General features: G+C 37.5%; 10 protein-coding genes, 1 rRNA gene and 1 other annotated feature. All 11 genes read left to right on the top strand.

Features of this window, described 5'->3' with window-relative positions:
- Positions 1–154 precede the first annotated feature (154 nt).
- The 11 genes from rrf (at position 155) to cysS (ending at position 12,954) form a co-directional block, all read left to right on the top strand.
- Positions 155–270 (top strand): 5S ribosomal RNA (gene rrf, locus BN990_RS18175).
- Positions 271–405: 135 nt separating this feature from the next.
- Complete coding sequence (locus BN990_RS18170; protein ID WP_021292741.1) at positions 406–1,104, top strand: MgtC/SapB family protein; 699 nt, start codon at positions 406–408, stop codon at positions 1,102–1,104.
- Positions 1,105–1,316: 212 nt separating this feature from the next.
- Positions 1,317–1,784, top strand: a complete 468-nt coding sequence (locus tag BN990_RS18165) for a CtsR family transcriptional regulator (RefSeq protein WP_021292740.1) — start codon at positions 1,317–1,319, stop codon at positions 1,782–1,784.
- Between the two features lie 16 nt (positions 1,785–1,800).
- Positions 1,801–2,349: a UvrB/UvrC motif-containing protein gene (locus tag BN990_RS18160; protein WP_038245937.1), complete on the top strand. Its 549-nt coding sequence runs from the start codon at positions 1,801–1,803 to the stop codon at positions 2,347–2,349.
- The gene (locus BN990_RS18155; protein ID WP_021292738.1) at positions 2,346–3,410 is read left to right on the top strand and encodes a protein arginine kinase; all 1,065 of its coding nucleotides are present in this window, start codon (positions 2,346–2,348) and stop codon (positions 3,408–3,410) included. Before BN990_RS18160 ends, BN990_RS18155 begins: the two co-directional genes overlap by 4 nt.
- A gap of 17 nt (positions 3,411–3,427) precedes the next feature.
- Positions 3,428–5,854 carry an ATP-dependent protease ATP-binding subunit ClpC gene (clpC, locus tag BN990_RS18150; RefSeq protein WP_021292737.1) on the top strand — a complete coding sequence of 809 codons (2,427 nt, stop codon included), beginning with the start codon at positions 3,428–3,430 and terminating at the stop codon, positions 5,852–5,854.
- A 377-nt stretch (positions 5,855–6,231) separates the two neighbouring features.
- Positions 6,232–7,605, top strand: coding sequence for a DNA repair protein RadA (radA, locus tag BN990_RS18145; protein ID WP_038245933.1), 1,374 nt, complete (start codon positions 6,232–6,234; stop codon positions 7,603–7,605).
- 173 nt (positions 7,606–7,778) lie between these two features.
- Positions 7,779–8,882 carry a PIN/TRAM domain-containing protein gene (locus BN990_RS18140; protein WP_021292735.1) on the top strand — a complete coding sequence of 368 codons (1,104 nt, stop codon included), beginning with the start codon at positions 7,779–7,781 and terminating at the stop codon, positions 8,880–8,882.
- A gap of 208 nt (positions 8,883–9,090) precedes the next feature.
- Complete coding sequence (gene gltX, locus BN990_RS18135; protein ID WP_038245932.1) at positions 9,091–10,560, top strand: glutamate--tRNA ligase; 1,470 nt, start codon at positions 9,091–9,093, stop codon at positions 10,558–10,560.
- A gap of 42 nt (positions 10,561–10,602) precedes the next feature.
- Positions 10,603–10,827: a binding site (T-box leader), on the top strand.
- Positions 10,828–10,919: 92 nt separating this feature from the next.
- Positions 10,920–11,564, top strand: coding sequence for a serine O-acetyltransferase (cysE, locus tag BN990_RS18130; protein ID WP_038246158.1), 645 nt, complete (start codon positions 10,920–10,922; stop codon positions 11,562–11,564).
- A complete protein-coding gene (gene cysS, locus BN990_RS18125) occupies positions 11,554–12,954 on the top strand; it encodes a cysteine--tRNA ligase (protein ID WP_038245931.1) in 1,401 nt (466 codons plus the stop codon). Before cysE ends, cysS begins: the two co-directional genes overlap by 11 nt.

The following is a 12,954-nucleotide window of genomic DNA, read 5'->3' as shown; positions in this document are numbered from 1 at the left end:
ATTTGGCTTTGAAACGTCGTTGAATGATCTCTTATTTAGTTTTTAGGGTACAAATCCCTACATATTTTTTGAAATTGTACTTGATTTTTTCCAAGAAACAATTATAATAATGGTTGTCACTGTTTTTTCGACAATCACTTGGCAGATATCATTGTCTGGTAGCAATAGCGGAGAGGTCACACCTGTTCCCATGCCGAACACAGTAGTTAAGCTCTCCAGCGCCAATGGTAGTTGGGGCTTTGCCCCTGCAAGAGTAGGACGCCGCCAGGCCATTTCATAAACTGACCGTAAGTACTACGGTCAGTTTTTTGTTTATATAGACTAAGGTTTTTAAGCATATATATGGTGGGCATACCATATTTTGATATATATTATTTTATAAAATAAAACAGGAGGTGCGAAAATTTGGAGGAAATCCTAGATGACTTATTAGGTGAACATTTCTATCTCATTATGACACGTGTGTTAATTGCACTGGTTTTATCTGGATTAATTGGATTTGAAAGAGAGATTAAGAATCATTCAGCGGGTTTTCGCACACACATCTTAGTTGGTGTGGGTTCTTGTTTAATGATGCTTCTTTCGCTATTTGGTTTCGAATCATTTATGGAAGAATATGATCAAGTTCAATTTGACCCAGCGAGAATTCCTTCATATGTTATTAGTGGGATCGGCTTTCTTGGAGCGGGTACGATTATTGTTTATGGTGGAACCATTCGTGGTTTAACAACTGCTGCTTCTATATGGACCGTAGCTGGACTAGGTTTAGTAGTCGGAGCAGGAATGTACGCAGCAGCTGTTTTTACAACGTTGATTATTTTATTGAGTTTAATTTTTCTTAATAACTTTGAGCGATTGTTTAGACGTGGTGGCAGCTCGAATTTAATACAAATTGTTACATTACCTGGTTTACATGTAAATGAAGTTGTTGCTGCTTTTGAAAAATTTAATTTAACAATAAAAGAAGTAGAGATCATCAAAATAGAAAATGACTTGCGAAATATATTTATTAAAATCGAAAAAAAGCCAGACTTAGATCGTATATCATTATTCGAGGAGATCTCAAAGGTTGATCATGTTAAAAATATCACGGAACTTAAATAAGAAAGACTACAAAAAGAACCTTACAACATACAATAAGTTGTAAGGTTTTTAAAAAATTTAAGGATGATACCACTCTTAGGTTTTGTATCTTTGTTTTTTGTCAAAAATAAGCTTAGACAATGTATTTGCATCTTTAGTATTTTGCCGTATAATAAAGGTATAGTCAAAGATAGTCAAAGTCAAAGGATAATGATCTAAAAGGGGGTGGGCATATGAGTAATATATCAGATATAATTGAAAATTATCTAAAGCAAATACTCCAAGCAAAAGGGAAAAATGTAATTGAAATAAAACGAAGCGAGATTGCTGATCAATTTCAATGTGTCCCCTCACAAATTAATTATGTGATTAACACTAGGTTTACCGTGGAAAAAGGATATATAGTTGAAAGTAAACGTGGAGGCGGTGGATATATTCGAATCATGCGAGTTATTCATCAAGATAAATCGGATCTAATTGATGAGATTATTAGTATGGTCAATCCAACCGTCTCGCAACAAAAAACCATAGATGTCTTAGAAAGGTTATTAGAGGAACAAATTGTTACGCAGAGGGAAGCAAAGATTATGCTTAGTGCAATAGGAAGAGAAACGCTAGCTTTCCAACTGCCATTACGTGATGAGATCCGTGCACGCATATTAACTTCTATGCTTCGTACGTTAAAGTATTTAAATAAGTAAAGGGGGTAATCAGAAAATGAAGTGCCAGGAATGTCATGAGCGACCTGCGACACTCCATTTTTCCCAAGTAATTCAAGGGAAGAAAATGGAAGTCCATGTTTGCAATGTTTGTGCAAAGGAAAAAGGGTATATGAATTATCCTGAAGATGGTTATTCCTTGCATCATTTGTTATCTGGACTCTTTAACTTTGATACATCTAATATTGCAAGCGCACAAGGAACTACTTACCAGCAGGTAAATGAATTGCAGTGTCCAAAATGTGAATTGACTTTTTCTGAATTTAAACAGATTGGTAAATTTGGGTGTGCAGTCTGTTATGAAACGTTTAATGAACGTCTTGACCCTATTTTTCGCCGAGTACATGCAGGAAATACAAAGCATAATGGTAAAATACCGAAACGTCAGGGTGGGGACTTGCATAAAAAGAAACAGATAGAAGCTTTAAAAGATCAATTAAAATCCTTAGTTGAAAATGAAGCGTTTGAAGAAGCTGCAAAAGTCCGAGATAAAATTAAAGCATTGAATCAAGACCAGGATAAGCCAGAGGCAGGTGATCAGTCTTGACTTTACAACAGTTTATGAATGAAGCGCTTAGCCCGTGGATGAGAAAAGAAGGCCCAGATAGCGATATTGTATTAAGCAGTCGGATTCGGCTTGCTAGAAACTTTGCAAATGTAGCTTATCCTATTCTTGCTGATCCAGATCAATTAGAAGAAATTCGCAATTTCTTTAAAGAGAAATATGAGAATCAATCTTTTGAGGAATATAAACAGTTTGCTTTTATCTCTATTCGAGATTTATCATCAGTAGAAAAACGGGTATTAGTAGAAAAACATTTAATTAGCCCTTTATTGGCAAAATATTCCGAATCAGCAGCCACTTTAATATCAGAAAATGAGCAAGTGTCATTAATGATTAACGAAGAAGATCACATTCGAATGCAATTATACTTCCCAGGTTTTCAGCTATCCAAAGCACTTAATAAGGCTTTTGAATTTGATGATTGGCTAGAAGAGAAAATTAATTATGCATTTGATGAAACAAGAGGGTATTTAACCAGCTGTCCTACAAATGTGGGTACCGGTATGCGTGCTTCTGTTATGATGCATCTTCCTGCACTCGTTTTTACAAAGCAAATTAATCGTATGATTCCAGCAATTAATCAATTAGGTTTAGTAGTTCGCGGAATCTATGGGGAAGGCAGTGAGGCTCAAGGTAATATTTTTCAAATTTCTAACCAAATAACCCTTGGAAAGTCGGAAGAAGATATTGTTGAGGATTTGCAAAGCGTGGTACAGCAGCTTATTGAGCATGAGCGACATGCACGGGAACAGTTAATGGATCAAATGCGTACAAAATTAGAGGACCGGATATGCCGTTCATATGGTGTACTAGAATATGCAAGAATTATTGAATCGAAAGAAGCTGCTCAATGTTTATCAGATGTTCGATTAGGGATAGACTTAGGATTATTAGGAAATGTTTCTCGAAATATATTAAATGAATTAATGATACTTACGCAACCAGGATTCTTACAACAATATGCCAAAAAAACGTTGACAGCAAATGAACGTGATGTGTTACGAGCGTCACTCATTCGCCAGCGATTAGAATTAGAGAAATAGATAGGAGGAATTATTATATGATGTTTGGACGTTTCACTGAAAGAGCACAAAAGGTACTAGCGTTATCACAAGAAGAAGCTGTACGACTTGGACATAATAATATTGGTACAGAACATATCCTTTTAGGACTTGTCAGAGAGGGCGAAGGGATAGCTGCTAAAGCCTTGCAATCATTAAACCTTGAAATATCTAAAATTCAAGAAGAGGTGGAGAAATTAATTGGAGTTGGCAAACAGCCAATGCAGTCGATTCACTACACGCCTCGTGCCAAAAAGGTTGTGGAACTTTCACAAGACGAAGCAAGGAAACTAGGGCATTCCTATGTAGGTACAGAGCATATTTTACTGGGACTTATCCGAGAAGGCGAAGGCGTTGCGGCACGCGTATTGAATAATTTAGGTGTTAGCTTAAATAAAGCGAGACAACAGGTGCTTCAATTGCTTGGAAGCAATGAATCACAGACAAATCGTCAAGGTCGTGGTCAGCAATCCAATGCAAATACGCCTACATTAGATTCATTAGCTCGTGATTTAACTGTAAGTGCAAAAGAAGGGAATATTGATCCGGTTATTGGACGTAGTAAGGAAATCGAAAGAGTAATTCAAGTTTTAAGTCGCCGGACAAAAAACAATCCAGTACTAATTGGAGAACCTGGTGTTGGGAAGACAGCTGTAGCAGAAGGGTTAGCCCAACAGATTATTAATAATGAAGTTCCGGAAATATTACGCGATAAACGCGTGATGACCCTGGATATGGGTACAGTAGTTGCAGGAACAAAATACCGTGGTGAATTCGAGGATCGGTTAAAAAAAGTGATGGAAGAGATTCGCCAGGCAGGAAACATTATTCTGTTTATCGATGAATTACACACATTGATCGGTGCTGGTGGGGCAGAAGGAGCAATTGATGCTTCCAATATACTTAAACCATCTTTAGCTCGTGGAGAACTACAATGTATTGGTGCTACTACATTGGATGAGTACCGTAAATATATTGAAAAAGATGCTGCTCTGGAACGTAGATTCCAGCCAATCCAAGTAGATGAGCCGACATTAGAGGAAACCGTTCAAATATTAAATGGTTTACGTGATCGTTATGAAGCGCATCACCGTGTAACGATAACAGATGAAGCAATAGAAGCAGCTGCTAACCTATCTGATCGCTATATTACTGATCGTTTTCTCCCGGATAAGGCAATTGATTTAATTGATGAGGCTGGTTCAAAGGTTCGTTTACGCTCTTATACCGTTCCACCAAACCTAAAAGAATTAGAACAAAAACTTGAAGAAGTCCGAAAAGAAAAGGATGCAGCTGTGCAAAGTCAAGAATTTGAAAAAGCGGCATCGCTTCGTGATTCAGAACAACGTCTTCGTGAAGAGTTAGAAGAAACAAAGAATGAGTGGAAAGAAAAACAAGGCCAAACCGATTCAGAAGTCACCATCGAAGATATTGCTAGTGTTGTTTCTACCTGGACTGGTGTGCCTGTTTCGAAATTAACCAAAGACGAAAGCGATCGATTATTAAATATGGAAGGAATACTACACAATCGTGTAATTGGGCAAGAGGAAGCTGTAAATGCTATTTCCAAAGCTATTCGAAGAGCACGTGCTGGATTAAAAGATCCGAAGCGGCCAATTGGTTCCTTTATTTTCTTAGGCCCTACTGGTGTTGGAAAAACAGAATTGGCTCGTGCCCTAGCAGAAGCAATGTTTGAAGATGAAGATGCTATGATTCGAATAGATATGTCGGAGTATATGGAAAAACACGCTACTTCTCGCTTAGTTGGTTCTCCTCCAGGATACGTTGGTTATGACGAGGGAGGACAATTAACAGAAAAGGTACGTAGAAAACCATATTCTGTTGTTCTATTAGATGAAGTAGAGAAGGCACATCCAGAAGTATTTAATATTTTATTACAAGTGTTGGAAGATGGTCGACTTACAGATTCTAAAGGGCGGGTTGTAGATTTTCGTAATACCGTCCTAATCATGACTTCTAATGTAGGTGCAAGCGAATTAAAACGAAATAAATATGTTGGCTTTAATCTTGAGGAGGAAGGCCAAGAATATAAAGATATGAAATCAAAGGTGATGGATGAGATGAAAAAGTCATTCCGTCCAGAGTTTCTTAACCGAATTGACGAAACCATTGTATTCCATTCCTTAGAGAAAAAGCATATGAAGAATATTGTAACCTTAATGGTAGAGCAGTTACAACGACGCCTTAAGGGCCAAGATATTGATTTCTCACTAACAGATAAGGCAGTTGAAAAAATTGCTAATGAAGGATTTGATCCAGAATATGGCGCTAGACCACTTCGTCGTTCCATCCAGAAAAACATCGAAGATTTATTATCAGAAGAACTGCTTAAAGAAACAATAACAAAAGGTCAAAAAGTGAAAATAGGTTTAAATAATAAAGGGGAATTTATTATTCTTCCTTAAATCCTATAAGGAAAAATGGTCTTCATGAGAGTAAGGTGCTCTTATGGAGACCCTTTTAGATATACTTTATAAAAAATGCAGAATGGAAGAAATGCCCTAATCGTATAACGTTCATCCGCACCATATGGTATGTTAAAATAGAAAAGAAAGATGAAATTCAAGTAGCTACGCTTCAAAACATATAAACTTCTTATTAAAGCGAAACCGATAGGCATGTAGAAACTCCATTGTAATTTCCCTCAAAACTATTCATTATTGATATGCCAGTCAACTAAATTGTGGCAAGACTATGGAAATATTTGATTAAATTGATAGGAACCTGTAACTTTCTTATTGCTAAAATCGTTTATAATAGATAAGTGAAGGGGTAGAGGAATTTGGCGAAACGAAAAACAAAATATGTTTGTCATGAATGTGGGTATGAATCCGCCAAATGGATGGGTAAATGCCCTGGTTGTAATAATTGGAATACATTCATTGAAGAAATTGAAGTTACTGGCGGCAGACATAAACAGTCTTTCCAAACAGGAGCAAGATCTATTGGTAAACCAGAAAAGATTACGTCAATTGAAACAAAAGAGGAGCCAAGGATCACTACAACGATGAAAGAGTTCAATCGTGTACTAGGTGGTGGAATTGTTCCGGGATCTTTAGTACTTATTGGTGGTGATCCTGGTATAGGGAAGTCCACCTTGTTATTACAGATTTCATCGCATTTAGCGGATAAACAATTGCCAGTTCTTTATATTTCAGGTGAGGAATCGACAAAGCAAACAAAACTAAGAGCCGATCGCTTAGGTGTTAAATCAGGCTTATTATATGTGCTAGCGGAGACAAATTTAATGGATATAGCCAATCAAATAGAAGCAGTAAAGCCTTCTTTTGTGGTGATTGATTCCATACAAACCATCTTTCGCGAAGAAGTCTCAAGCGCACCGGGAAGTGTTTCACAAGTACGAGAATGTACATCCGAATTGATGAAGCTTGCAAAAACAAATGGAATTCCAATATTTATTGTGGGACATGTAACCAAAGAAGGGGCTATTGCTGGTCCCAGACTATTAGAACATATGGTTGATGCTGTGCTCTATTTTGAAGGAGAGCGTCATCATACGTATCGGATATTACGCGGTGTGAAAAACCGGTTTGGCAGTACGAATGAGATGGGTATCTTTGAAATGAAAGAGGAAGGATTACGAGAAGTACTAAACCCCTCTGAGATATTTTTAGAAGAACGTTCACAGGGTGCCGCTGGATCAACTGTTGTTGCATCGATGGAAGGAACTAGACCTGTACTTGTTGAAATACAAGCATTAATATCTCCGACTGCTTTTGGAAATCCACGTAGGATGGCTACTGGTGTGGATCACAACCGTGTTCCGTTATTAATGGCAGTATTGGAAAAGCGTGTTGGACTAATGCTTCAGAACCAAGATGCTTATATAAAGGTTGCTGGAGGCGTGAAATTGGATGAACCAGCTATTGATTTAGCAATAGCTGTAAGCATTGCTTCTAGTTTTCGAGATCAACCTACAAAACCAGATGATATTTTTATAGGTGAAGTAGGCTTAACAGGCGAAATTAGGCGTGTGTCTAGGATAGAACAACGTGTTCAGGAAGCAGCGAAGCTTGGATTTAAACGGGTAATTTGCCCAAAAAATAATTTAGACGGTTGGACAACCCCTGATAATATTGAAGTCATTGGTGTTAATTCGGTACAAGAGGCATTGAATTTAGGTGTAAGTCGATAAATGGAATAATATTTATTGTAATATGTTTTTTTATTTGATATAATAATATGTTTATATATTTGAATTAGGATGATGGCTATGCTATGCTTTAATTGACATTATAATATTTTATTACTTTCGAAGGATTATTTTTTTTGAACCTCGGCAATAATATAGGTTAGGAGGTGGCAGTGGTGCTGAAAAAGATAGTTCATTTATTCTTTATTATATTAGGCGGTACCGTTGGGTATTTATATGTCCCTGATATCTTGACTTTATTAGATTTTACAGATGCAAATTGGGTGTTTTCACCATATGTAGGAACGGTAATTGGTGCAATTATTTTCTTTCTCCTTTCATATTGGCTTGTTGATTATATTGTCGGTTTTTTAAAGTGGGTAGAAGAAGCGCTTATAAAATTGCCTGTTGGTGATCTGTTTTTTGGAAGTTTAGGTTTAATGGCAGGATTAATTATTGCCTTTTTAGTTAATATACCATTAACGGATATTAATATTGAATTAGTATCTCAAGTACTTCCGTTGTTTACAACAATATTGCTAGGTTACTTTGGTTTTCAAGTTGGGTTTAGAAGAAGAGATGAATTTTTAAACTTATTGAATATCAATAAAAAGGAACGTGAAAAACGCAAGCCGGCTGAAAATGAGCAGCAACAAGTTTCTGCCATTTCACCGAAAGCTAAAATTTTAGATACGAGTGTTATCATTGATGGGCGTATTGCTGATATTTGCCAAACAAATTTTTTAGAGGGGACCATTGTAATCCCTCAGTTCGTTCTAGGTGAATTGCAGCATATTGCCGATTCATCCGATGTGCTAAAAAGGAATAGAGGCCGTAGAGGGCTTGATGTATTAAACCGTATCCAGAAGGAATTGCCTGTTAAAGTGGAAATTTACGAAGGTGATTTTGAAGATATACATGAAGTGGATAGTAAACTTATTAAGTTAGCAAAAGTAATTGATGGCATCGTTGTGACGAATGATTTTAATTTAAATAAAGTCTGTGATTTACAAAGTGTGCATGTGTTAAATATCAATGATTTAGCGAATGCGGTTAAACCAGTTGTTTTACCTGGAGAAGAACTTGTCGTCCAAGTCATTAAAGACGGTAAAGAACACAATCAAGGTATTGCTTACTTAGATGATGGTACTATGATTGTGGTTGAAGAGGGTAGAGATTATATTGGCAAAACCATAGAGGTATTAATTACGAGTGTGTTGCAAACATCTGCCGGTCGAATGATATTTGCTAAACCAAAATTACTTGAAAAAGCACTGTAAAAAAGGTATAACTTATAAAGGATAGATAAAGTGATAACATCGATTGTTATCACTTTTGTTATACTGAAGAGGGAAGTATAATTTTATTTAGAAATCATCTTAGACTATCACCGCAGTTAACGCAGGATGTAACGTTGCCTGTGCCATTAAAGCCGGATGAGTCTATTAGTTACTTATTTTATGTATTGATATAGAAAGGGGCAGAACCATGACAAACCAGGTTCGAGTACGTTATGCGCCAAGTCCAACTGGTCATTTGCATATCGGGAATGCACGTACAGCATTATTTAACTATTTATACGCCAAACATTTTAATGGGAAAATGGTCATTCGAATAGAAGACACAGACGATAAAAGAAACGTAGCTGGTGGGGAAGAAAGTCAGCTCAAATTTCTAAAATGGCTCGGTGTTGATTGGGATGAGGGAGCAGACATAGGTGGTGATTATGGCCCTTATCGCCAAATGGAACGACTTGACATCTATCAGAAATATGTAGACGAACTCTTAGAGAGGGGTTTAGCATATAAATGTTATATGACAGAAGAGGAATTAGATGAAGAAAGAGAGGAGCAGCGTGCAAAAGGACAAGTTCCTAAATATTCAGGTGCACACCGTGATTTAACAGCCGAACAGATTGCAGTGTTTGAAGAGGAAGGGCGTAAGCCAAGCATTCGTTTCCGTGTACCAGATAATACGACGTATACGTTTATGGATGTGGTTCGTGGCAAGATCACATTCGAATCCAGTGATTTTGGTGATTGGGTCATTGTAAAGAAAAGCGGAATACCTACGTATAATTTCGCAGTTGCCATTGATGATCATTTAATGGAAATTACAAATGTTTTGCGTGGGGAGGAGCATATCTCGAATACTCCGAAACAAATGATGGTTTATGAAGCGTTTGGTTGGGAGCCGCCACAGTTTGGACATATGACGCTTATTCTTAATGAAGAGCGAAAAAAATTAAGTAAACGTGACCAACATATTTTGCAATTTATTGAGCAGTATCATAATCTTGGGTACTTACCAGAAGCTCTCTTTAATTTCATTGCCTTATTAGGCTGGTCACCAGTTGGAGAGGAAGAGATCTTCGATAAAGAAACATTGATTTCTATTTTTGATCCAGAAAGACTTTCAACGTCTGCCGCAATATTTGATCGTCACAAATTGAAATGGATGAATAATGAGTATATAAAAGCAGCAGATTTAGGGGATGTAATTGAACTTGCAATGCCGCATTTAGTGGAAGCTGGTAAGCTATCAGCAAATATGGATGCAGCTACAAAGGAATGGGTAGAAAAGGTAATTGCGCTTTATAAAGATCAATTAAGGTATGGTGCGGAGATCGTGGAGTTAACCGATATGTTCTTTAATAAAGAGATCGCTTTTGATGAAGGTGCGATGGATGTTCTGCAAGAAGAACAAGTTCCAGAAGTGTTACAAGTATTCACAGATAAGCTTATCCACTTAGAGGATTTCTCAAAAGACGCTATTAAAGCACAAATCAAGGCAACGCAAAAAGAGACCGGACACCGCGGTAAACGTTTATTTATGCCGATTCGTGTAGCAACAACAGGTCAAACGCATGGTCCAGAGCTTCCGATGGCAATTGAATTACTGGGAAAAGAAGATGTGGTTGCTCGTCTTGATCAAGTTTTAAATAAATTAGATGCTTAATAATTCACATTCCGCATAATATATAATATAGTATTATTACAATATGGAACGATGAAGAGGGAAAGTAGGAAGTAACCCGCTTATACAGAGAGAATCACCTAGGCTGCGAGTGGTTTTAAGCATTGTTTCCGAAGTGCTCCTCAGAGTCTGTTATGGAAATTAGTACATAACGGCGGTTCTCTACCGTTATAAGAGCTAAGTTGGTAGGGGTTTGTGCTCTTTTCTCCCCCTTCAAACAGAGTGGAACCGCGCATAAGCGTCTCTGTGTATTGTACACAGGGACGCTTATTTTTGATATAAGCACTAGATATACAAATGTTAACGGTGAGGAGGATACGAAATTGGGGATATGGAAGCGGATGAGAGAAGATATGGATGTAGTTTTTGAGCAAGATCCGGCAGCACGAACGTATATCGAAGTTTGCCTAACCTATTCAGGATTACATGCCGTGTGGTCTCATCGCATTGCACATGCTTTTTATAAACGGAGAATGTTTTTTATTGCCCGTGTGATATCACAAGTGAGCCGTTTTTTAACTGGAATTGAAATCCACCCAGGAGCGATCATTGGCCGCCGTTTGTTTATCGACCATGGCATGGGGGTGGTCATAGGGGAAACATGTGAAATAGGAGATAATGTAACCATCTTCCAGGGAGTGACCTTGGGCGGTACTGGTAAGGAAAAAGGGAAGCGTCATCCTACCGTTAAAAACAATGCATTAATTGCAACTGGTGCCAAGGTGCTTGGGTCCATTACGATCGGTGAAAGTGCAAAAGTAGGTGGTGGTTCCGTGGTACTCCGAGATGTACCAGATCATGCTACTGTTGTAGGAGTTCCAGGAAAAGTAGTTAAGCAAAATGGGGAAAAAGTAAGAAGAGATCTGGACCATCATAAGATGCCGGATCCTGTTTCCAACCGCTGTGAATATTTACAAAACGAAATAGATGCGTTAAAAGGTGAAATTGCAGAATTGAAGGAAGGGAAAAAACATCATGTCGATTAAAATTTATAATACACTTACAGGCCAAAAAGAAGTATTTAAACCCTTAAATGAAGGCAAAGTAAGCATTTATGTATGTGGACCTACTGTATACAATTACATCCATATAGGCAATGCTAGACCGGCTATTGTGTTTGATACCGTTCGACGTTACTTTGAATATAAAGGTTTCACTGTTGATTATGTACTTAATTTCACAGATGTGGATGATAAATTAATTAAGGCTGCAAATGAACTAGGGGAAGAAGTGCCGGAGGTTGCAGGCCGATTTATTGATGCTTATCTTGAAGATGTTGGTGCGTTAGGAGTGAAGAAAGCAACAAGAAACCCACGTGTAACGGAGACGATGGATGATATTATTCAATTCATAGAAAAGCTTATTGAGAAGGGTTACGCATACGAGGCTGAAGGTGATGTATATTTTAAGCCTCGTCAATTTGATGGGTATGGTAAGTTATCACATCAATCCATTGATGAATTGCGGGCAGGTTCTCGAATTCAAGTTGGAGAAAAGAAAAAGGATCCATTGGATTTTGCTCTTTGGAAACAAGCAAAGGAAGGAGAAATAGCTTGGGATTCTCCTTGGGGCAAAGGGCGTCCAGGGTGGCATATAGAATGCTCTGCTATGGTAAAGAAATATTTAGGTGATACCATTGATATTCATGCTGGCGGACAAGATTTAGCATTTCCTCATCATGAAAATGAAATAGCACAGTCGGAAGCAATGAACGGAAAAACATTTGCTAATTATTGGATGCATAATGGATATATTAATATAGATAATGAAAAAATGTCTAAATCACTAGGGAATTTTGTGCTAACGCGAGATTTAATTAATCAGCATGATCCGCAAGTACTTCGTTTCTTTATGCTCAGTGTACATTATCGTCACCCAATCAATTTTACAGAAGAGTTGCTTAAGAGTGCAGAAAACAGTTTGGAAAGAATTACAACAGCATATGATAATCTTGCACATCGTAAAGCTTCCAGCATGGACTTAGTTGACCATAAAGATAGATGGATGGAAAAAATATCTAATTGGAAGCAGCAATTTGAAGATGAAATGGATGATGACTTTAATACTGCAAATGGAATATCAGTGCTTTTTGATGTTACAAAAGAAGCAAATGTTTATTTGCAATCACATCAAACATGCAGCCATGTAATTGAAGCATTTCAAGAGACGATACAGTCTTTCTTAAATGTGTTAGGTATTGAAATAAAAGAAGACCAGCCGTTGCTTGATGAAGATATTGAGGCATTAATTGAAGAGAGGAATGAAGCTAGAAAAGCCCGTAACTTTGAACGAGCAGATGAGATTCGTGATATGCTAAAGGATAAAAATATTCTACTAGAGGATACACCTCAAGGAGTACGATGGAAGAGGGGCTAA

This window comes from Virgibacillus salexigens, assembly GCF_000723585.1.
In the GTDB taxonomy this organism is placed as follows: domain Bacteria; phylum Bacillota; class Bacilli; order Bacillales; family Amphibacillaceae; genus Virgibacillus; species Virgibacillus salexigens.
The sequence above is the reverse complement of the archived record's forward strand: the minus strand, read 5'-3'. Positions and strand labels throughout refer to the sequence as shown.